Annotated in this window: 16 protein-coding genes; 7 read left to right on the top strand and 9 right to left on the bottom strand. The window is 40.6% G+C overall.

All coding sequences use genetic code 11. The features are described from left to right. Positions 1-2: 2 nt before the first annotated feature. The gene (locus tag VIM94_RS12045) at positions 3-1862 is read right to left on the bottom strand and encodes a 2-oxoacid:acceptor oxidoreductase subunit alpha (protein WP_332039547.1); all 1860 of its coding nucleotides are present in this window, start codon (positions 1860-1862) and stop codon (positions 3-5) included. A gap of 212 nt (positions 1863-2074) precedes the next feature. Here VIM94_RS12045 and VIM94_RS12040 point away from each other — a divergent pair, with 212 nt between their 5' ends. The 3 genes from VIM94_RS12040 to VIM94_RS12030 are packed head-to-tail and all read left to right on the top strand — an operon-like array spanning position 2075 to position 6400. Beyond that, positions 2075-2425: a 4Fe-4S binding protein gene (locus VIM94_RS12040; RefSeq protein WP_332039546.1), complete on the top strand. Its 351-nt coding sequence runs from the start codon at positions 2075-2077 to the stop codon at positions 2423-2425. Positions 2426-2447: 22 nt separating this feature from the next. Next, positions 2448-5978, top strand: a complete 3531-nt coding sequence (gene nifJ / locus VIM94_RS12035; protein WP_332039545.1) for a pyruvate:ferredoxin (flavodoxin) oxidoreductase — start codon at positions 2448-2450, stop codon at positions 5976-5978. A 47-nt stretch (positions 5979-6025) separates the two neighbouring features. Continuing rightward, positions 6026-6400: a hypothetical protein gene (locus VIM94_RS12030; RefSeq protein WP_332039544.1), complete on the top strand. Its 375-nt coding sequence runs from the start codon at positions 6026-6028 to the stop codon at positions 6398-6400. Positions 6401-6557: 157 nt separating this feature from the next. Here VIM94_RS12030 and groL read toward each other — a convergent pair whose 3' ends face one another. The 7 genes from groL to miaB form a co-directional block, all read right to left on the bottom strand. Next, on the bottom strand, positions 6558-8198 hold the full coding sequence (gene groL, locus VIM94_RS12025) for a chaperonin GroEL (protein WP_332039543.1): 1641 nt from the start codon (positions 8196-8198) through the stop codon (positions 6558-6560). Between the two features lie 90 nt (positions 8199-8288). Then, entirely contained in the window at positions 8289-8564 is a 276-nt protein-coding gene (locus VIM94_RS12020) for a co-chaperone GroES (RefSeq protein ID WP_332039542.1), read from the bottom strand. Between the two features lie 152 nt (positions 8565-8716). Beyond that, complete coding sequence (gene secG, locus VIM94_RS12015; protein WP_332039541.1) at positions 8717-9055, bottom strand: preprotein translocase subunit SecG; 339 nt, start codon at positions 9053-9055, stop codon at positions 8717-8719. Positions 9056-9057: 2 nt separating this feature from the next. After that, positions 9058-9912: a hypothetical protein gene (locus tag VIM94_RS12010; protein ID WP_332039540.1), complete on the bottom strand. Its 855-nt coding sequence runs from the start codon at positions 9910-9912 to the stop codon at positions 9058-9060. Further along, the gene (locus VIM94_RS12005) at positions 9912-10415 is read right to left on the bottom strand and encodes an LptE family protein (RefSeq protein WP_332039539.1); all 504 of its coding nucleotides are present in this window, start codon (positions 10413-10415) and stop codon (positions 9912-9914) included. The genes VIM94_RS12010 and VIM94_RS12005 overlap by 1 nt, the downstream gene beginning before the upstream one ends. Positions 10416-10432: 17 nt before the next feature. Then, positions 10433-11701, bottom strand: a complete 1269-nt coding sequence (locus tag VIM94_RS12000; protein WP_332039538.1) for a sigma-54 dependent transcriptional regulator — start codon at positions 11699-11701, stop codon at positions 10433-10435. Positions 11702-11836: 135 nt separating this feature from the next. Next, entirely contained in the window at positions 11837-13282 is a 1446-nt protein-coding gene (miaB, locus tag VIM94_RS11995; protein WP_332039537.1) for a tRNA (N6-isopentenyl adenosine(37)-C2)-methylthiotransferase MiaB, read from the bottom strand. A 144-nt stretch (positions 13283-13426) separates the two neighbouring features. Here miaB and VIM94_RS11990 point away from each other — a divergent pair, with 144 nt between their 5' ends. Further along, on the top strand, positions 13427-14677 hold the full coding sequence (locus VIM94_RS11990; RefSeq protein WP_332039536.1) for a hypothetical protein: 1251 nt from the start codon (positions 13427-13429) through the stop codon (positions 14675-14677). Between the two features lie 230 nt (positions 14678-14907). On the opposite strand, the gene VIM94_RS11985 is transcribed toward VIM94_RS11990, so the two are convergent. Continuing rightward, the gene (locus VIM94_RS11985; RefSeq protein ID WP_332039535.1) at positions 14908-15513 is read right to left on the bottom strand and encodes a ribonuclease HII; all 606 of its coding nucleotides are present in this window, start codon (positions 15511-15513) and stop codon (positions 14908-14910) included. 457 nt (positions 15514-15970) lie between these two features. Between VIM94_RS11985 and VIM94_RS11980 the strand changes: the two genes are divergently transcribed. From VIM94_RS11980 to VIM94_RS11970, 3 genes are all read left to right on the top strand, one after another. Then, positions 15971-19099 carry a SusC/RagA family TonB-linked outer membrane protein gene (locus tag VIM94_RS11980; protein WP_332039534.1) on the top strand — a complete coding sequence of 1043 codons (3129 nt, stop codon included), beginning with the start codon at positions 15971-15973 and terminating at the stop codon, positions 19097-19099. Positions 19100-19129: 30 nt separating this feature from the next. Beyond that, entirely contained in the window at positions 19130-20770 is a 1641-nt protein-coding gene (locus VIM94_RS11975) for a RagB/SusD family nutrient uptake outer membrane protein (RefSeq protein WP_332039533.1), read from the top strand. A 651-nt stretch (positions 20771-21421) separates the two neighbouring features. Then, the coding region (locus tag VIM94_RS11970; RefSeq protein WP_332039532.1) for a carboxypeptidase-like regulatory domain-containing protein at positions 21422-22095 on the top strand (674 nt) is incomplete at its 3' end.

Genomic DNA, 22095 nt, shown 5'->3' with positions numbered 1-22095 from the left:
GATTACTCTGCTATTTGTTTAAATTTTTCGATGAGTTCGCTGTTGGCGAAAGGCAAGCCCTGAATTTTGTTAAACTGAAGGAATTTCTGTTCTTCAAAGTTCATCCTAAGCACATTTACAAACTGTCCGTTGTTAAGTTCACAAACAAGTATCTTTTTGAACTTGCTTAAAAGTTCTCCCGTATTTTTTGGAAGCGGATTGATATAATTGAAATGGGCAAAACCTATGTTCTTGTAACCTTCTTCTTCTACGATTTGCTTAACCGCTGAATGCAGTGAACCATAGGTGCCTCCCCAACCAATTACCAGCAGGTCACCCTCCTGGGCAAACTCCGGTTTGATTTCGGGAATATAATTCTCTACTTTTTTCACTTTCTCGGCCCGGGTATGGGTCATGATTTCGTGGTTCTCCGGAACGTGAGATACATCTCCTGTAATGCGGTCTTTTTCAAGTCCGCCCACGCGGTGTTCCAGACCTGGAGTTCCCGGGATCGCCCAGTTTCTTGCCAGGGTTTCTTGGTTTCTGTCATATGGATGCCAGTTTTCCTTAACCTCATTAACCAGGTTGTTTTTGATCTCCGGCATTTCTTCAAGGCTTTTTATCTTCCAGGGTGCTGAACCGTTGGCGATATACCCATCGGTGAGTAATACCACCGGGGTCATATGCTCAAGTGCAAGTCTGGAGGCTTCATAGGCGAAATTAAAGCAGTTGGCCGGGGTGCTTGCGGCGATGACAATCACCGGGCTTTCTCCGTTTCGGCCGTACATGGCCTGCATAAGATCAGATTGTTCAGTTTTGGTTGGTAAGCCTGTAGAAGGTCCACCGCGTTGAACGTTCACTACAACCAGGGGTAATTCTATCATTACTGCCAATCCCAGAGCTTCTCCTTTTAAGGCAAGTCCTGGTCCTGAGGTTGTGGTTATAGCAAGATCACCGGCGAAAGAAGCACCTATGGCAGAGCTGATCCCTGCAATCTCATCTTCAGCCTGAAAAGCTTTAACCCCAAAATGTTTATGTTTTACCAGCTCGTGTAAAATATCTGTCGCTGGAGTGATAGGGTAGGAGCCTAAAAACAACTCTCTGCCCGATTTTTCGGCTGCTGCCAGGAAGCCCCAGGCGGTAGCCGTATTTCCCATAATAATCCTGTAAGTTCCTCCCTGCATTTTTGCGGGAGAAATACTATAGGAATTTGGAATTAACTCAATGGTTTCAGCATAAAAGAAGCCGGCATTCAATACTTTGGTGTTGGCTTCAATCAGGTGAGGTTTGGTTTTGAATTTTTTCTGGAAGAATTCAATAGTATGTTCCGGATTCCGGTCATACAACCAGTAAACCATTCCCAGAGCAAACATATTCTTGCTTCGGGTAATGCTTTTGTTATCGAGACCTTCAACGTCCTTTAAAGCCTCCTTGGTTAGAGAGGTCATGGGCACCGTTACCACCCTATAGTTTTCAAGACTTCCGTCTTCCAGAGGGTTGGATTCATATTGTGCCTTTTCAAGGTTTTTCTTGGTAAAGGAGTCGCTGTCTATTATTATAGTATTACCCGGTTTTACCGCGTACAAATTGGTCTTTAGGCCTGCTGGGTTCATTGCTACCAGCAGATCCAGGTTGTCACCCGGGGTGCTAACCTCTACACTCCCAATATGCACCTGGAAACCTGAAACTCCGTATAAGCTTCCCTGGGGAGCCCGAATTTCAGAAGGATAATTAGGGAAAGTAGCCACATCATTACCAAACATGGCTGAGGTATCAGAAAACTGGGTGCCGGTTAATTGCATCCCGTCCCCTGAATCGCCAACAAAACGAATAACAACAGCATCCAGAGTTTCAGCATTGGGATTCTTTTCAAGTGTAATCATAAGCTTTAGTATTTTTTAACATCCGTTCACTTAATGATGGAACATGATCTGAACCAAATTTAAATTTACTCTTAGCTTTTAAATATGATTGACATCATAAAACTCGTATTTCATTTCTGATTTCCAATTATTTAAAAATATGATGATTGTCATAATTTGAGAGGATGATGCTCTCTAATTTTATAGAATAGTTTAACAAAATATAAATATCTATGGCACTTTTTATAACAGAGGATTGCATCAACTGTGATGCTTGTATTTCAGAATGTCCAAATCATGCAATTTATGAACCAGATCAGGAATGGTCTTATGCCGATGAAACATCTTTAAGCGGCTCCGTAACTACGCCAAGTGGCCAGGATGTAGACGCCGATGAAGAAAAAGAACCGATCTCTGATGAATTCTACTTCATCGTTTCGGATAAATGTACTGAGTGTAAGGGATTCCACGATGAGCCTCAGTGTGCATCGGTGTGTCCTGTAGATGCTTGTCTTCCGGATCCTGAGCATGAAGAAACTGATGCGCAGTTACTGGAGAAAAAGGAATGGCTACATGGGGCCTAAATTTTTAAAAAAGAGGTAAAAAATGATTGAAAAATTTCCCAAACTCATTTGTGATGCCAATGAGGCGGTTGCAAGAGTGGCGCATAAAACAAATGAAGTCTGTGCTATTTATCCTATTACCCCCGCTTCGCCTATGGGGGAGCACGTTGATATTTTTAGTTCAAAGGGCAAAAAAAATATCTGGAATAACGTTCCGCGTATCGTTGAGATGCAGAGTGAAGGAGGTGCGGCAGGTGCTGTGCATGGTTCTTTGCAGGCTGGTGCTCTCACTACCACCTTTACTGCCTCGCAGGGACTGTTACTCATGATTCCAAATATGTATAAAATAGCCGGGGAATTGCTGCCCACAGTAATTCATGTAGCAGCCAGGACGGTAGCTACCCACGCGCTATCAATTTTTGGAGATCATTCAGATGTTATGGCAGCCCGGCAAACGGGCTTTTCTATGCTCTTTGGTGGCTCGGTACAGGAAGCGATGGATTTTGCGCTTATCTCCCAGGTGGCAACTTTACGCAGTCGGGTTCCGTTTATGAATATTTTTGATGGTTTCAGGACCTCTCATGAAATATCCAAAATCGATGGAATTACCGATGATATCATTAAAAAAATGATGCCTGAAGATAAGATCATGGATCATAAAAACCGATCTCTTGATCCCGATAGCCCCGTGATACGAGGTACTTCTCAAAACCCGGATGTTTTCTTTCAGGCCAGAGAGGCTTCCAATTTACATTATGAAAAAGTACCGGGAATCGTTCAGGAGGTTATGGACGAATTTTATGCTCACACCGGTCGACGATATAATTTATATGACTATATAGGTCATCCCGAAGCTGAAAGACTCATTATTATTATGGGCTCCGGGGAAGGCGCAGTGAAGGAAACCGTGGAAACCCTTCTCAATGATGATGAAAAAGTTGGTGCTTTATTTATAAGAATGTATAGGCCTTTTTCTATCAAGGACTTTATGGATAAGATTCCTGCCAGTGTTAAAAATATTGCTGTTTTAGACAGGACCAAAGAACCTGGAAGTACTGGAGAGCCTTTATATCTTGATGTGATCACTGCTTTTGCTGAAAGCGATAGAACCATGCCAAAGATAATTGGTGGTCGTTATGGGTTGTCTTCCAAAGAATTCAATCCAGCGATGGTGAAAGGTGTTTTTGATGAGATGTTCAAAGCTGAACCTAAGAACCACTTTACTATAGGAATTAATGATGACCTTAGCTTTAAGAGCTTGCTTTATAACCCGGTTTTCAAAACCAAAAAAGCAACCTTCAACTGTATGTTCTATGGCTTAGGATCTGATGGTACGGTAGGTGCAAATAAAAACTCTATTAAGATTATAGGTGAAACTACTGATAATTACGTTCAGGGATATTTTGTTTATGACTCCAAAAAAGCCGGAGCACAAACTGTTTCCCACCTTCGTTTTGGTCCGGAACCTATCTTCTCAAGTTACCTTATTAATACTGCTGATTTCATTGCTTGCCATCAGTTTAATTTCATTGAAAAATATGATATTCTGAAAAAGGTAAAGAAAGGCGGAACTTTCCTTCTCAATGCTCCCTTCTCTAATGAAGAGATCTGGGATAAACTTCCGCAGAGAATGCAGGAGGAGATCGTGGAAAATGAGCTTCAATTCTATGTAATAGATGCTACTAAGGTGGCTCACGAAGCAAAACTGGGAAAAAGGACCAATACGGTGCTTCAAACCTGTTTTTTCGCTATTTCAGGAGTATTGCCTAAAGACGAAGCTATCCAGAAAATCAAGGATGCTATCGTTAAATCTTACTCACACAAAGGAGATAAGATCGTGAAGATGAATTTTGACGCCGTAGACAGTTCTCTCGCAAATCTTCAGAAGGTAGAATATCCGAAACAAATAACAAGTACCCGTAGCCTTAAACCTATGATGACCGGAGATGCCGATCCTTTTGTGAAAGAGGTTCTTGGCAAGATTCTGGCGGGGGAGGGAGATGGCTTACCGGTAAGTGCCTTCCCGGTAGACGGAACTTTCCCAACTGGCACCACGCAATTTGAAAAAAGTGGTATTGCCGATTTCGTTCCTGTTTGGGATGGCGAGGATCTTTGTACCCAGTGTAACAAATGTGTGGCTATCTGTCCGCACGCCGCAATAAGATCTAAGGTGGTTCCTAATGAGCAACTGGCTGATGCGCCGGGTACCTTTAAAGCAGTTCCTGCTAAGGGTCGTCCTTTTGATAGCAAAGCTGAATCCTATATTCTCCAGGTTTCTCCTGAAGACTGTACTGGCTGTGATCTTTGTGTCGCTGTTTGTCCTGCAGAAAGTAAAGAGATTGAGAATTTCAAGGCTATCAATATGCATAACAAACTCGATGTAGCTGCGGAACAGAATCAAAACTGGGATTACTTTACAGATTTACCTTACTACGAGCGTTCTGAGCTCCAGATTACAAACCTTAAAGGTTCGCAGTTCCTTGAGCCGTTGTTTGAGTTCTCGGGAGCCTGTTCAGGATGTGGTGAAACTCCATATATTAAAATGCTTACCCAGTTATATGGAGATAGTATTTTAATTGCGAATGCGACAGGATGCTCCTCAATTTATGGAGGTAACCTGCCTACCACACCTTATAAGACCAATGAGTTTGGAAGAGGTCCGGCCTGGGCTAACTCCCTTTTTGAGGATAACGCCGAATTTGGTTTAGGTATGAAGCTGGCTCTGTCCAAAAAACAGGAGATCGCAGTTGAATTGCTTAAAGAATTGGAGCCGGTAATTGGAAAAGAACTGGTAGCTTCTATTCTGGATAACACTGAAGAAGATGAAACTCAGAAGAAACAGAAACACGCTCACATAGCCGAGCTTAAATCTATCCTGGAAACAATTGATACCGATGAAGCCCGAAAACTGAACCAGCTTACTCAATACCTACGCAAAAAAGCAGTGTGGATTCTGGGTGGTGATGGTTGGGCCTATGATATTGGATATGGTGGAGTAGATCATGTCCTTGCTTCAGGAGAAGATATTAATATCCTGGTTATGGATACTGAGGTTTACTCAAATACCGGTGGACAAATGTCTAAAGCTACTCCTTTGGGAGCAAGTGCAAAATTTGCGGTTTCTGGTAAAAAATCCTCTAAGAAAAGCCTTGCCTTGCAAGCCGTATCCTATCAAAATGTGTATGTAGCGCAGGTTGCCATTGGTGCAAAAGACCTTCAGACACTGAAAGCTATTGAAGAAGCGGCAGCTTACCCTGGTCCTTCAATTATAATCGCGTACTCTCATTGTGGAGAACACGGTTATGAACTGAAACACGGGGTGACTCAACAGGAAAAAGCTGTTGAGACAGGTTACTGGCCATTGTTCAGATTTAACCCTGCACAACCAAAAGGTAAGAGGTTTAAACTGGATTCTAAGGCTCCTGCAGCTCCTTTAAGTGAGTTTATGTACAAGGAAACCCGATTTACCAGGGTTGCAAAGGAGAATGCTGAATTGGGTGCTGAACTTCTAAAACGTGCTCAGGAAGAAGTGGAAACCAAATGGGAGAAACTTCAGCTCTTTAGAGATATGTAAAAGAAAGATTGCCCTTTAGAAAGAATCAATATTTTAAAATCATATAAATGAAAGCCAATAACAACTTTTTTGATGAGGCTCAGGAAAAATTAAGTCAGGCTAACGACGAATTTTTCAGGCCAGAGGAGGATCTTGTGACCTATTCGGTATGTAAAAACGCACAATTCTCCATTGAGAACTTTCTAAAGGGTTACCTTCTTAAGCACCAGGTTGAGGTAGGGGATTGTAAAACCCTGGAGTGCCTGTATGAAAAATGCTTAGACATTAATGAGAATTTTGCACAGCTGGACTTAAGTGCTCTTGAGTGTGGTTCCCATTCTTTGAATACCCGGGATTGTAATGATGTGCCTAAAGTGAGCAACTGTTTAGCTACAGCCAATAAACTGGAAGCTCTTCTAAAAGAGGAGCAGATTATTGCTTGATCTATTGTTGCTTACCTATAAGTTTTAGTTTTTTAAGTTTAATTAATTTTATAAGGAGCTTTCTGCCTGTGCCTGGTGGGAAGCTTCTTTTTTTATATAAAAAATCCCGCCTCTAAATGAAGCGGGATTGATTATTTGCTTACAGAGGTTTAATCTGTTACATCATTCCGGGCATACCTCCGCCCATTCCACCTGGCATACCTCCGCCGCCTTTGTCATCCTCCGGGATGTCAGTAAGGGCGCACTCGGTGGTTAAGATCATTCCGGCAACTGAAGCGGCATTTTCAAGAGCTACTCTGGTTACTTTCTTAGGATCTATAATTCCGGCTTTCATCATATCTACATAGGTGTTGGTTTTGGCATCATAACCATAGTCCTTGTCACCTTCGAGTACTTTATTGATCACAACAGAACCTTCGCCTCCTGCGTTTTCTACAATTGTTCTAAGCGGAGACTCGATAGCACGTACCACGATTTGGATACCTGTGGCCTCATCGTCATTTTCAGCTTTTAGTTTTGCCAGTACTGCCTGAGCACGTACCAGGGCAACTCCACCTCCGGCAACGATTCCTTCTTCTACAGCTGCTCTGGTGGCGTGAAGGGCATCATCTACACGGTCTTTTTTCTCTTTCATTTCTACTTCTGACGCAGCACCTACATATAGTACGGCAACACCTCCGGCAAGTTTTGCCAAACGCTCCTGAAGCTTTTCCTTGTCGTAGTCTGAAGTGGTAGACTCGATCTGTGATTTGATCTGGTTCACACGGTTTTCGATAGTAGCATTGTCTCCTGCACCGTTTACGATAGTCGTATTATCTTTATCGATGGCTACTTTTTCAGCAGTACCAAGCATATCGATAGTGGTGTTCTCCAGAGTGAATCCTCTTTCTTCAGAAATTACTGTTCCACCGGTTAAGATAGCGATATCTTCCAGCATCGCTTTTCTTCGGTCTCCAAATCCTGGAGCTTTAACTGCAGCGATCTTAAGCGAACCACGCAGTTTGTTAACTACAAGAGTTGCCAGGGCTTCTCCGTCTACGTCTTCAGCAATAATCAAAAGCGGCTTACCTGATTGGGCTACCGGCTCAAGAACAGGTAGAAGATCTTTCATCGCAGATATCTTCTTGTCAAAAAGAAGGATATAGGGATTTTCAAGATCAGAAGTCATTTTCTCGCTGTTGGTAACAAAGTATGGAGAAAGATAGCCACGGTCAAACTGCATACCTTCAACCACATCTACGTGAGTCTCGGTACCTTTGGCTTCTTCTACGGTAATTACACCTTCTTTTCCAACTTTTCCGAAGGCCTCAGCGATAAGTTCCCCGATGTGTTCGTCGTTGTTGGCAGATATAGAAGCAACCTGCTTTATTTTTTCAGAAGAGTCGCCTACTTCTTTAGTTTGTTTTTTAAGATCTTTGGTTAGTGCTATAACAGCTTTGTCGATCCCGCGTTTAAGGTCCATTGGGTTTGCACCAGCAGCAACGTTCTTAAGGCCTTCTTTTACGATAGCTTGTGCAAGAACGGTGGCTGTAGTCGTACCATCACCGGCAAGATCGTTGGTTTTAGAGGCTACTTCCTTAACCATTTGAGCCCCCATATTTTCAAGAGCATCTTCCAGCTCTATTTCTTTTGCTACGGTAACACCATCTTTGGTTACGGTGGGCGCACCAAATGATTTACTGATGATTACATTACGTCCCTTTGGTCCTAGGGTTACTTTTACGGCATTCGCCAATGCATCAACACCGCGTTTGATCCCGTCCCGGGCTTCAATGTCATATTTTATATCTTTGGCCATAGTTAATTTAATTTAGTTAATTCCACGATTGCGGAATGCTATTAATATTAATGTTTTTTATTGAAAATTTCCTTAAGGGAAAGTGAAGTCTTATACTATTGCAAGTATATCGTCTTCCCGCATGATAAGGTAATCTTTACCTTCCAGTTTAAGTTCGGTACCTGCGTATTTTCCGTAAAGAACCATATCGCCTTCTTTTACCGTCATCTCGTGATCTTTGTTGCCTTTACCTACAGCTACAACTTTCCCACGCTGAGGTTTCTCTTTGGCGGTTTCAGGGATGTAAATTCCCGAAGCTGTTTTTGTTTCGGCTGCTGCCGGCTCGATAAGTACCCGGTCTGAAAGCGGTTTAATGTTTAGTCCCATTTTTATAAATTTAATTTTAAGGTTAATTAACTTTTAAAGTGAATACTGGAGTTTCTAAAATTGTGCCATCAGATAATTACTGACATATAGAAACAAAAAATGCCAGCTTGTCATAAGCTGGCATTTATTTTATTATGATGGTTTGTTAATCCCTAGTTGTTGTCAGTTTCAGGATCAACCGGCGCCTGAATAGGAGCAGGGATATTTGTTTCAATTTCTTCGTCACCTTCAAAGACACGTGATTCACTAATTCCACTTCCGTCCATGATCGTGATGTTAGAAAGCAGGATTAAAACCAATAATAAAGTAGCCAGAGTCCAGGTACTTTTATCTAAAAAGTCGCCTGTTTTTTGAACGCCCCCAACTTGTTGACCTCCGCCACCAAAGGATGAAGATAGACCGCCACCTTTAGGATTTTGTACCATAATTACTACTATCAGTAAAAAGGCTACAATAATAATTAGTGCTAAAAAAATAGTGAATGTGCTCATTCTTATGTGTTATTGTTTTCTTGTAATTTCTCTATTGCCCGAATTTGGTCTGCAAAGAAACCACTTTTTTCGGGATTTTTCAAAATTAAAATTTTATATGCCTGTATGGCTTTGATGTAATTTTTTTGCTCTAAGTAAACTTTAGCCAAAGTCTCAGTCATCAGGGCTTCGGGGGAGGTTATACTGCGCTCTGCAAGGTTGCTTTTCTTAGTGGTTTTCCCGGGTTTTATCTTAGGACTTTTGGAAATAAATTCATCTATGAGATCAAATTTTCTCGTGATTTCTTCTGAAGGCTTTACCGATTCCCTTACCGGTTTTGCTGAAGTGAGTTTTAACCACTCCGAAAACGAGTGTGATTCTGATGGATTGAATTCCAATGGGTCTCCAATTCCAAGTTGCTCTTCGGCTGGAGTTTCTTTTTCTTCCTTATTTTTTTTCTTAGGACTGGTTTCCTGGAAAAGGCCGGGATCCATCACCCGCTCCGATTCCGATTTTTTCATCTTTATGGCTTCGTCAATGGCGATGCTTCTCTTTCCAAAAACCTCCTGGGCTTCATAAACCACAATATTTTTTATGTTTTCTTCCTGCTCCTTAATCTGCCTGGCGATCTTGTTTTGGTTGAACTCTGCCGAAGTAATAAAATCAAAAAGTACACTTCTGTCTAAAGTATAAGCCGCAGTTCGTTTAAGCGCCGAATTATAGCTTAAGGCATTATGATCCTTTAGACCTTTAAGCCTTAAGGCCCGGGCGGTTTGAAAATAGGGGGATTCGGCTAAAATACTCTCCAGGGCCTTTGTTTGGGCTTCGGTTATCGAAGCAGGCTGTTCCAGTATTTTTATAAACTCCTGTTTTTTCATTACCAGTCGGTTAGTGCCGCGTTAAAGATGTCTTGTGTTAATCTGGAATATATTTGTTCTATGGCAGCGTCTAAATTGGCGCCAATAAGCTGTTGATTAGCAGGATAGTCATAATAGAAAGAAAACCTGCGTTCAAAATCTTTATCCGGTTGCAGGGTATTGTAATACCTAACATTTACCGCGATGGTAAGCCGGTTTTGTGCGGCCGTATTATCTGCAGTAGCAGTCATAGGGGCAATGTAGAAATCTATAATCTCGCCTTCAAAGATGAGGTCGGCGTTATTATTGGCGAGGTTCAGGCTGGTTTGGTTTTGAATAAGGTCCTGGAGCTGCAAAGTAAAGGTCCTGTCTATACCCGGTTCTACAAGATCGGCAGTATTCTGAAAGAAATTAACCTGAAAGGTTTCAGCTGCCCCGGTATCGGCGCCGGTAAAAGAATACATTCCGCAGGATTGCACCACGAAAATCAATAAAAAATTAAACAGAAATAGGCTTCTTTTCATAATTGTCTAAACTCCGGTTAGAGGTTATATTGTTTGATTTTGCGGTATAGAGTGCGTTCGCTAATTCCCAGTTCTTCAGCTGCTGCTTTACGCTTACCGCTATGGCGCTCCAATGATTTCTTGATGAGTTCCAGTTCCTTGTCCTGAAGGGAGAGTGTTTCTTCCTCCTCGATCTCTTCAGCGAAATAATATTTGTCATTTTCAGCTTTCTGGGCTGCTTGAGGACTCTGTTGTGGAATTTGTAATACCTCCAGTTTCTCTGCCGTTAATTCTTCAGATTCGGCATCTTCCTCGTCTTCATCGCCGTAAATTTTATTGATGAGGCTTTCGTTTTCATCGCGAACCTTGTCTGTGTTTCCATGCTCCATCAATTTTAGGGTAAGGCTTTTTAGGTCGTTTAAATCGCTCTTCATGTCGAACAATACCTTATAAAGAATTTCGCGCTCATTGCTGAAGTCACCTTCTTTTTTCTTTCCGGCAATCACCGCAGGCAGGTTACTGCCAATATCCGGAAGGTATTCTTTGAGATTTGCGGCAGTGATTACACGTTCCTGTTCCAACACCGAGATTTGTTCGGCAATATTTCTTAGCTGCCTTATATTGCCGCCCCATCTGTAATTCTCAAGAAGCTTCACTGCTTCATCGTCCAGTTTGATTGTTGGCATCTTATATTTCAACGCGAAATCTGAGGCGAATTTTCTGAATAAAAGATGGATGTCACCTTTGCGTTCTCTGAGAGGTGGTAGGTGAATGTCTACCGTACTTAGGCGATAATACAGATCTTCCCTGAATTTTTCTTTCTTTATGGATTCCTGCATGTCTATATTGGTGGCGGCCACAATACGAACATTGGTTTTTTGAAGTTTGGAGGAACCAACCTTCATAAACTCTCCGTTTTCTAATACCCTTAACAAGCGTACCTGGGTGGGAAGAGGAAGTTCTCCAACTTCATCCAAAAAAATAGTACCGCCATCAGCAACTTCAAAATAACCACTTCGGGTTTGAGTGGCTCCGGTGAAGGCGCCTTTTTCGTGCCCGAAAAGCTCACTGTCTATTGTACCCTCCGGGATAGCACCGCAGTTAACAGCGATATATTTACCGTGCTTGCGGTGGGAAAGCGAATGTATGATCTTGGGAATGCTTTCTTTTCCAACCCCGCTTTCTCCCGTTACCAGTACCGAAATATCGGTAGGGGCAACCTGTATGGCCTTCTCGATGGCACGGTTCAGTTTGGGATCGTCCCCAATGAGTCCAAACCTTTGTTTTGTTGCTTGTATAGATTCCATAATTCTAATCTCTGTCATTTCCGCGAAGGCGGAAATCTAATCCAATCCTTGTTATTCCTACCAGCCTGTTCATACTTAATTTCAGTAAAGGCGGAAACTTCTTTTAATCTTCGTCATTTCCGTGAAGATGGAAATTTAATTATTCTCACTAAATTCTACTGGCTCCCCAATAAGGGTGGCGCTGGTGCAGTCGTTTATCTTAACATTCACGAAGTCTCCAATGCTGTAGTTTTCTTTTGGAAATACTACAACCGTATTTTGAGTATTGCGGCCACTCCAGTGCTCGCTGGATTTCTTCGATTCTTTTTCAATAAGAACTTCTACAGTTTTTCCTATGAATTGCTGAGTCTGGTATAAGCTGTGTTCCTGCTGTAAACTTACGATCTCGGAGAGCCTTCGTTTTTTTGTTTTTTCTGGCACATCATCCTCTAATTTTCTTGCAGCCATAGTTCCCGGTCTTTCAGAATAAGCGAACATAAATCCGAAATGATACTTCACATACTTCATTAATGAAAGAGTATCCTGGTGATCTTCTTCGGTTTCGGTTGGAAAGCCGGTAATGATATCATGGGAGATTCCACAATCAGGAATTAACTCTTTAATATTATCGATAAGACTGAAATATTCTTCCCGGGTATGCAAACGATTCATTTTCTGTAGGATTCTATCGCTCCCGCTTTGAACCGGTAAGTGAATATATTTACAGATGTTTGGATATTTGGCCATCACCTCAATTACATCCAGAGTCATATCCTGTGGATTGGAGGTTGAGAACCTGATGCGCATTTTTGGTTGAGCTTCAGCAACAAGTTTCAGAAGCCCGGCAAAATTAGTTGCCGTAGCTTTTTGAATCTCAGAAGCATTTTTGAAATCCTTCTTTAGCCCCCCGCCATACCATAAATAACTATCTACGTTCTGTCCCAGAAGAGTGATTTCTTTGTAGCCTTTTGCAGCGAGGTCATTCACCTCTTCTACGATGCTTTGTGGGTCACGGCTGCGTTCCCGTCCACGGGTGAAAGGTACTACACAAAACGTGCACATATTGTCACAACCCCTGGTGATTGAAACAAAAGCAGAAACTCCGTTGCTCTGTAAACGCACCGGTGAGACATCAGCGTAGGTCTCTTCCTTAGAAAGAATCACATTTACCGCATTTCTTCCTGCTTCCACCTCGTTGATAAGGTTTGGCAGGTCTTTATAAGCATCTGGCCCTACTACAAGGTCCACAATTTTTTCTTCTTCGAGGAATTTGTCTTTTAACCGCTCGGCCATACAACCAAGTACGCCCACTTTCATTCCCGGATTTATGCGTTTTACAGCATTATATTTTTCAAGGCGCTTTCTAACAGTTTGCTCAGCCTTTTCCCGAATTGAACAGGTGTTTACCAATACAAGGTCAGCTTCCTCAAGGTTCTGGGTGGTGTTGAAACCCTCCCTGGAAAGAATAGATGCTACGATCTCAGAGTCACTGAAATTCATCTGGCAACCATAACTTTCTATAAAGAGCTTTCGGCTATTTTCCTTCTTTGGCTCCATTACCAGGCTGTTGCCTTGTTGTTTTTCGTCAATTATCTTCTCCATAATACTTTTCTGGCCTTTTAAAGCTTTAAGATTTGCAAAGATAGGACTTAAGCTGTTTCTGACAAAGTGACAGAATTTTTTTTATCACTCCTGCGCAACCTTTTTAGAATTTATGCATCTAATAGGAAACTAATCTTCATTATTATGAGAATTTTCTACTCTATTATCACTTTGCTTCTAATGGCTTTAATGGCCTTGTTCACTTCTTGTGAAAAAGATGAAGAGGCCGGAAATGTTGAACTGGTTGCCGTTCCGGTAACAATGTCGGTAGCCGAATTCAGATCTTCGGTATATATCCAGGAGCCAAAAGAAATTGAACAGGCCGGAAAGATGTATGTCTATAAGAATTTTGTCTTTATTAATGATGTTAATCGCGGAGTGCATATTATAGATAATTCCAATCCTGAAAATCCCCGAAAAATAAAATATCTGAAGATTCCTCAAAATACCGATGTTGCCATAAAAGGAGATATGCTTTTTGCAAACAGTGGGATGGACCTCGTGGTTTTCGATATTAGCGATATTAATAATATAAGACAAGAGCAAAGGCTGGAAAATGTTTTTGATGATTATCAACCTTCAGCCCCTGGTGGTGCCGCTTTTGTTGACACCGAGAATCTGGACTTTCAGAAAGAAGTAATTATTGGTTATGTATTAGAGCGTAGAAAGATTGAAATGGTTCTGGACGAAAGAATATTGATAGCAGCTGAATCTTTTAATTCCGGTGCTTCAGGACCTGCAGGTACCGGTACCGGCGGTTCTATGGCTCGTTTCAATATTAAAGACAAGTTTCTATATGTAGTAGGCAATCAGTCGTTGTCGGTTTTTGATATCTCAAGCCTTTCTTCACCGGAAAAAATTTCCACCGATTATGTAGGCTGGCAGATAGAAACCATCTTTAATCAGGATGATTATCTCTACCTGGGTAGTTCTGCAGGAATGTATATTTATAGCATTGAAGAGCCTTCAACCCCTTTATTTATTTCCAGGCTTCAACATGTGCTGGGCTGCGATCCGGTAGTGGTAGATGGAGATATGGCTTATGTGACTATCCGGGGCGGGAATGAATGTGGGCAATCCTGGAGCCAATTACAGGTGATAGATGTAGCCGATAAACAAAACCCTGAACTCCTGGCGACCTATGAAATGGATAGCCCTTATGGTCTTGGCGTTAAAGACGATTTGTTATTTGTTTGTGATGGAGACTCCGGACTTAAAATCTATGATAAAACACAATCCCCCGGTTTAACCTTAACAGACCACTTTGAGGACATTAACACCTATGATGTAATTCCGCTGGAGGAGGTGCTGTTAATGGTTGGGGATGATATTCTGCATCAGTATTCCTATGAAGATAACAATATCAGGCTTCTGAGTTCTTTTAGTCTGAAATGATCCTTTTTGTTTGGTTTTTTAAAGGTGGGGCCGCGGAGTTATCTTCGCGGTCTCTTAATTTAATGAAGCCCCACTTCGCAAAGCCGAAGGCGCATGCGAAGTGCTTGGCTGAATTAATCCCGCCATCGATTCAGCGTCTTAAAATAGATATTTAGTGCAGGGTTTAATTTTCGATTAATTCGGGAACTTTTTCTCTCTGATCTGTAAAAGCAAAAGATTAGATTGCCGGATTATATCTCGAGTTTTAGCTGCTCTTCCGGTAATAGTCTAAAACTTTGCCGGTGATATTTTGTGCTGCCGTATTTCATAATCGCAGCCCGGTGCTCGGAGGTAGGATAGCCTTTGTTTTGTTTCCAGTTATACATTGGGAATTCCTCGTGGATTTTTTCCATATAGGCGTCGCGGTATGTTTTTGCCAGGATTGATGCGGCGGCGATACTCAAATATTTCCCGTCTCCTTTAATAATGCAGGAATGAGCTATGCTGGCATAAGGCTTAAATTTATTGCCGTCAACCAGGATGTGATCGGGATCGCATTTGAGTTGGTCTATTGCCCTGTGCATACCCAGAATAGAAGCGTTAAGAATATTTATTTCATCTATTTCTTCCATGAATACATGAGAAACCCCAAAAGAAATGCACTCCTTTTCAATGACTTGCCTTAACAGATTCCGGGTTTGGAGTTTTGTTTTTTTTGAATCGTTTAAAAGTTTATTTCTGAAATCTTTGGGGAGTATTACTGCTGCGGCAGTTACAGGTCCAGCAAGGCACCCCCGTCCGGCTTCATCTGTGCCACATTCATTTAGATTGGAATCGTTATAATAGGGCAGGAGCATATTTAATTTGCTTTGGGGTTCAAAGGTAAAAAAATGAGAATAATAACTTTAGCTTGGTTTAAGTTAACGAGTATTCTTTAGAAGCTTTTTCTAAAGCTTGTAAAGTAAATATCTTTTGATGTTTGAACGCTGTTGCGCCTCCTTATTCCCTGGCAGCTCTTGGTGCTGCTGGGATTCCTTCCTACACCCATGGATATTACCGTTACTCCCGGTGAAGATTATTCCATGGAACCCCGGAGATGAATTTAACTAAATATTTGTATATGAGAGGCTCACCTGAAAGGGCAGGTTTTTATTCAATCGCGATTAACTTATTTCTTGAAGGTGTTAAAATTTTGCATCAATTTAAATAGATTTTAAGGAAATTTTACTATTTAATTACGTTTAATTATAAATTCATTTGTTTTATTAAGATTTTATTAAGAATTTAGTTGTAAGCTAATTCAAATAGATAAATATGAAAAAACAATTACATGTAATACTAACATTATTGTTGGTATTTGTTGTGCAAATTTCTTTTGCACAGGAAAAAACCGTAACCGGTACGGTTGTGGACGAAGAAGGTTTGCCACTTCCGGGGGTGAACGTAATTGAACAGGGCACTAATAATGGTGCTCAAACTGATTTTGATGGTGCCTATTCGATTTCAGTTGAAGAAGGAGATGTTTTAGAGTTCAGCTATTTAGGTTATGTGACTAGCCAGGTACGTGTTGGTGCTGCTGATGAATACGATGTCCAGCTTTCTGTAGATGCAGAAGCTCTGGGAGAGGTTGTTGTGGTTGCCTATGGTAATACCAGTTTAGAAGCTTTTACCGGGTCTGCCTCAGTTATTGGATCAGAAGAACTCTCCAATAGAAATGTTACGTCTCCTATTGCTGCTATAGAAGGAAAAGCAACGGGGGTTCAATTTACTTCGGCTTCAGGTCAACCAGGGTCTTCCCCAGGAATTGTAATTCGTGGTGTAGGGACTTTAAGTGGTGGCGCAGAACCTCTTTACATAGTAGATGGGATGCAGTATGAAGGCGCGATAAATACAATTAACCAAGAAGACATTGCATCTTTCACCATATTAAAAGATGCCGCTTCAACATCTTTATATGGATCCAGGGCGGCAAACGGAGTTGTTTTAATAACCACAAAAAGTGGATCAAAAGGACCTGTTAGAACTACTGTTTCAAGTCAGTTTGGTTTGGTTATGCAGGGTATTCCTAATTATGATGAGGTGAGCCCGGGAGAATATTACGAAACTATGTGGGAGGCATTAAAAAATTCAAGTTCTGCTGGTGGAGATCCTGCATATGCTTCGGCTAACATTTATAGCCAGTTAGGTTATAATCCATTTAACGTTCCAAATGATCAGATTGTTGGAACTGACGGGCGATTGAATACTAATGCAGAGGTTATCTATAAAAGCCTGGATTGGTATGATGTTATGCAGCAAACAGGTGTTAGACAAAACTATAATGTTAATGTGTCTGGGGGAGGAGAAAATAACAAAGTTTTCTTCTCAACTTCTTATTTAGATGAAGAAGGTTATGTTGTTACTTCAGAATTCGAACGGTTAACTACGCGTTTAAACGGAGATTTTGAAATTAATGACTGGATAACAACCGGAGGTAGTGCCAACATCACTATTACAGAATCCAGAGGTCCGGCATCGGCTGGTACCACAAGTATTGTTAACCCCTTTGGTTTTGCTAAAAATATAGGCTCGATTTATCCGGTTTATGTTAATGATTTAGATGGTAATATTGTTCTTGATGCCGGAGGAAATCCTGTATTTGATTCTGGAGAGGGATTTCCTGAGTATAACATTGGTTCAAGGCCGGTAAGTCAGGGACGTCATGCCCTACAAGAATTGTTGCTAAATGATGAGTTGAATAGGGATAATACCTATGGGTTTAGATACTATGCCGACTTCAAAATAATTGAAGGTCTTAATTTTAGAGTAAATTACGGTAGAGATATCAATGAAGGTATTAATAAGAGTTACGAGAACAATATTATAGGTGATGCCCAGCCTACAGGTAGGTATGGTGAAACAAGATTTAGAAGAGAAGTAGAGAATTTCAACCAAATCTTAACTTATTCTAAAACCCTATATGATTTTCATAATATAGATATTACAGCTGGTCATGAAAGTTTTGACAGACAGTTTTCTTCAAATTTTGGAACAGCTATAGATCAAACCGCTGAAGGTATTTATGAATTTGCAAACTTTGCAACACCTGTAACTTTGGGTGGGGCTACTACCAACAAAACAATTGAAGGATATTTTTTAAGAGCTAATTATAACTTCGACGATAAATATTACTTAAGCGCTTCTGCAAGAAGAGATGGGTCGTCTGTGTTTGGTAGTGATTCCAGATGGGGTAATTTCTATTCTATAGGTGCTTCCTGGAGAATGGATAAAGAGGAGTTTATTCAGGATTTATCTTTTATAAATAAACTGAAATTAAGAGGATCATTTGGTCAGGTAGGGAATGATGATTTAGGTGACTTCTTCTTATCACAGCCGAGATATAGCTTAACTTCCAATGCTGGTAATCCCGCAATAATTTGGACTGATATAGGAAATACTGACTTACAATGGGAAACGGTAGACAGCTGGGATGTGGCCCTGGAGTTTAGTTTATTTGACAATTTTGTAGGTGGGACTATAGAATATTACAAAAGAAATTCTACAGATCTGTTATATAATTTACCAATAGCACTAAGTAATGGCTTGAATTCATATCCGGCAAACATTGCTGATATGTACAATTCTGGTTGGGAGCTTGGTTTAAATTTTGATCTTGTTAATGCAAATGACTTTAATTGGGATTTAACATTACAGGCATCAACCTTTAAAAATGAAATCACCAGCATTCCAGATCCTTTTGTAAACGGATCCAAGAGATGGGAAGAAGGAAGATCGAGATATGACTATTATATTCTCCATTCAGCTGGGGTGGATCCCGAAAATGGGGATCAGTTATTCTATAAATTTGAATTGGATGAAGACGGCAACAGTGTGCCTGTTTTAGGAGCAAATGGGGAGCAGGAAACTACCAATGACTGGCAGGATACTGAAAGAGCTTATACTGGAAGCAGTTCAATTCCAGATTTATTAGGTTCTGTGGCAAATAGCTTTAGTTACAAAGGTTTTACTTTAGATGTATTGATCACTTACGGTATAGGAGGTAAGTTTTTAGATTACGGATATGCAGCAATGATGCATAGCGGAAACTTTGGGAGCTCTTATCATCCAGATATTTTAAACGCATGGCGTGAACCGGGTGATATCACCAGCGTGCCAAGATTAGAGAGCGGTAACCCAAATTTAGTGCGATCTCAGTCAACAAGATTCCTAACTGATGCTTCTTTCTGGTCACTTAGAAATGTTAATCTGGGCTACACATTTAATAGCTCCTTTACAAACAATCTTGGGATTGATAACCTTAGACTTTCCGTTATTGGTGAGAACTTATATCTTAAGAGCGAAAGAGATGGGTTAGATCCACAATATAGTTTATCTGGAACTCCTGCTGGTAACGATTACAACCCTGCGAGACTTGTGTCTTTAGGATTGAATATCGGATTTTAATAAGAAAACAATAAATTAAAACATTTCATTATGTTAAGAAAAATAAACTTAATGCTATTGTCTATAGCATTCCTCACCCTAACGTCCTGTGAAGAAGAATTTCTTGAAACAGCACCTACAGACGCTATCTCAGAGACTGATGCCTTTGCAACAGCAGAGAACATGGCCTTGATACTTAATGGCATGCATAGATTCTTGTATGCTCAAGCTCAAATTATTCCTGGCGGAACTTCCTATAGATCGGGAAATCAATACTGGGTTCCACTTGGTGATAATATACCTGGTGGGGTTATACATACTGCAAGAGCCAATAATTTAGGATGGCAGGATGAGACCCAATGGATTTCTCATACACAAGAGACCTCCACAACATCTGAACAATTATGGTATCAGCGCTATCACATCATAGCTAGTGCGAATGCCATAATCGAAAAAGCAACAGATGGTAGCTTAGTTGAAGATGCTAGATTGAAAGAAATAATTGGGCAAGCATATGCGTACAGAGCATGGGCTTATCATTCTTTAGTTTCACATTATGCAAAAGGCTATTTAATAGGAAATCCATCTTCTGATCCAGGAGTGCCTTTACTATTCAAATCTGAAACTCCTTTTACGAGTGCACCAAGATCCACAGTTGAGGAGGTTTACAATCAAATTCAAGACGATATTGATACGGCTATAACCTATTTTGAGGATGCTACGCAAAGACCAACGGGTAGTGCAGCTGGAAAATCCCAACTAAATATTGATGTTGCTTACGGTATTAAAGCGCGTGTAGCATTAAATAAAGGAGACTGGCGAACTGCTGCAGACGCCGCTAAAATGGCAAGGGCAGATTATCCACTTATGAGCGAAAGTGATTATAAGTCAGGTTTCAATTCAAATCTCCTCCCTGAAGTTATTTGGGGTAGTAATGTTATAACTACAGAAACTACATTTTTCCGTTCTTATTTTTATTTAATTGCTAATACATTCAATGGAAGTCAAAATAGGAATAATCCAAAAATTATCGATAAAAGATTATACAATCAAATCCCTGATACAGATTATAGGAAAGATTTGTTCCTGGCTGATGCTCCAAATACCAACAGCTCAGCTGCAAATGGAGAAGGTGGTTTTGAAAATGATCCTAACTATACTGATCGGGAGCTTTTTGAGGCCAAGATACAAGAGTATACAGATAAATATGGATGGACTTCTCGTCATAATTTGCATCCCTATATGCATGTAAAATTTTTACAACAAAACCCAGGATCTATTGATCCAGATGATATCATCTATATGCGTACTTCAGAAATGTACTTGATAGAGGCTGAAGCTGAAGCGATGTTAGGTAATATTGATGCTGCACAAGATGCTTTAAGACCTTTGGGCGAAATGCGTGACAGTGCTTATGATGTATCGGTTTATGATACAAAAGAGGCATTAATAGAACATATAAAGTTTCAAAGGAGTATAGAGTTATGGGGAGAAGGTTTTTTATATACAGATAAAATACGATGGGACGAGGGAATTGACCATGCTGCAGACGGCGGTTCTGGAGCTTCGGCCATACTTTACCAGGATGGATTTTTTCAGGAAAGACCCTCAATTAATGATGATTGGATTTTTAAAATTCCTCAAGCCGAAATTGATGCCAATCCAAATATTGGACCTGCCGATCAAAATTAATAAACTGTTTTGTATGGAATAATCGATACAGATTCTTAATTAAAAAGTAACAGGGGCTGAGGCCCCTGTTTTTTTAAACCTAATTCTTTAGGACTATCCTGGTTATAAAATATTTGAAACTACACAAAAGCTTTTGTACTCTTTAATTCATGAATCTCTACACGACTTTATAGGCGTCGGATCTCGCACTGTGGGGCAAGATTGTTGGAACCTGTAGTGGCCTGGCTATATTGGCTATTCAATTTACCCGGAATGGGTTTTGGTTACTAGGAGATGAGAGGGAAAGACCTTCTGGACCATGGAACACCATTGCATTCCCCAATTCCCTGGGCAGCTCTTGGTGCTGCTGGGATTCCTTCCTACACCCATGGATATTACCGTTACTCCCGGTGAAGATTATTCCATGGAACCCCGAAGATGAATTTAACTAAATATTTGTATATGAGAGGCTCACCTGAAAGGGCAGGTTTTTTTTATGCATAAGGGTGATACAGTTATTAATAGACCCTACGGATAGTTGTAAAACTTCACTATTAATGCAAATTCTTTTACGGAGATTTTACTTTTTAAATACTCTTAAACATAATTTTACTTGTGTAATTAAGAATTTATTGTGATTTTTGGCGTAGGCTAATTCAAATTAACTTAATAATGAAAAACAAATTACATGGTTTTCTAACGCTGTTGTTAGCGTTTGTAGTGCAATTTACCTTTGCACAGGAAAAGACGATAACCGGTACGGTTATCGACGAAGACGGTTTGCCTCTTCCGGGGGTTAACATTATTGTTAAAGGTACCATGAAAGGTGCCCAAACAGATTTTGACGGAAATTACAACATCAGTGCTCAAAGTACAGATGTGCTTGTATTTTCTTATGTAGGTTTTAAAACCCAGGAAATTCCTGTAGGTGATAAAACCAGAATTGATGCTACCCTTGGGGTAGATGCAGCTGCTCTTGAAGAAGTGGTGGTTATGGGTTATGTTTCTAAACGTAAAGATGATATGACCGGTTCTACTGTTCAGATATCATCAGATGAGTTACAACAAACTCCTATGGCGACTGTAGATCAGGCCTTACAAGGTAAGGTTTCAGGTCTTCAGATATCTACTTCGTCTGGTACTCCAGGTGCAGTGCAGGATATTCGTATTCGTGGTATAAGCTCTATTAATGCAGGGAATGAGCCCTTGTATGTAATTGATGGAGTGCCAATTATCAATGATAATGTTGGTGGAAGTACAGCTACTTCTTCACTTTCGCCTCTTGCGAGTATTAACTCCAATGATATTGAAAGTATTACAGTGTTAAAAGATGCTTCTACAACTGC

The sequence above is a fragment of the Salegentibacter sp. genome, assembly GCF_036568425.1.
In the GTDB taxonomy this organism is placed as follows: Bacteria; Bacteroidota; Bacteroidia; order Flavobacteriales; family Flavobacteriaceae; genus Salegentibacter.
This window is presented reverse-complemented; position numbering and strand designations above follow the sequence as displayed.

Coding starts and splice junctions, on each gene's coding strand:
- VIM94_RS12045 (WP_332039547.1), bottom strand. CDS start 1,862: ATGATTACACTTGAAAAGAATCCCAATGCTGAAACTCTGGATGCTGTT.
- VIM94_RS12040 (WP_332039546.1), top strand. CDS start 2,075: ATGGCACTTTTTATAACAGAGGATTGCATCAACTGTGATGCTTGTATT.
- nifJ (WP_332039545.1), top strand. CDS start 2,448: ATGATTGAAAAATTTCCCAAACTCATTTGTGATGCCAATGAGGCGGTT.
- VIM94_RS12030 (WP_332039544.1), top strand. CDS start 6,026: ATGAAAGCCAATAACAACTTTTTTGATGAGGCTCAGGAAAAATTAAGT.
- groL (WP_332039543.1), bottom strand. CDS start 8,198: ATGGCCAAAGATATAAAATATGACATTGAAGCCCGGGACGGGATCAAA.
- VIM94_RS12020 (WP_332039542.1), bottom strand. CDS start 8,564: ATGGGACTAAACATTAAACCGCTTTCAGACCGGGTACTTATCGAGCCG.
- secG (WP_332039541.1), bottom strand. CDS start 9,055: ATGAGCACATTCACTATTTTTTTAGCACTAATTATTATTGTAGCCTTT.
- VIM94_RS12010 (WP_332039540.1), bottom strand. CDS start 9,912: ATGAAAAAACAGGAGTTTATAAAAATACTGGAACAGCCTGCTTCGATA.
- VIM94_RS12005 (WP_332039539.1), bottom strand. CDS start 10,415: ATGAAAAGAAGCCTATTTCTGTTTAATTTTTTATTGATTTTCGTGGTG.
- VIM94_RS12000 (WP_332039538.1), bottom strand. CDS start 11,701: ATGGAATCTATACAAGCAACAAAACAAAGGTTTGGACTCATTGGGGAC.
- miaB (WP_332039537.1), bottom strand. CDS start 13,282: ATGGAGAAGATAATTGACGAAAAACAACAAGGCAACAGCCTGGTAATG.
- VIM94_RS11990 (WP_332039536.1), top strand. CDS start 13,427: ATGAGAATTTTCTACTCTATTATCACTTTGCTTCTAATGGCTTTAATG.
- VIM94_RS11985 (WP_332039535.1), bottom strand. CDS start 15,513: ATGCTCCTGCCCTATTATAACGATTCCAATCTAAATGAATGTGGCACA.
- VIM94_RS11980 (WP_332039534.1), top strand. CDS start 15,971: ATGAAAAAACAATTACATGTAATACTAACATTATTGTTGGTATTTGTT.
- VIM94_RS11975 (WP_332039533.1), top strand. CDS start 19,130: ATGTTAAGAAAAATAAACTTAATGCTATTGTCTATAGCATTCCTCACC.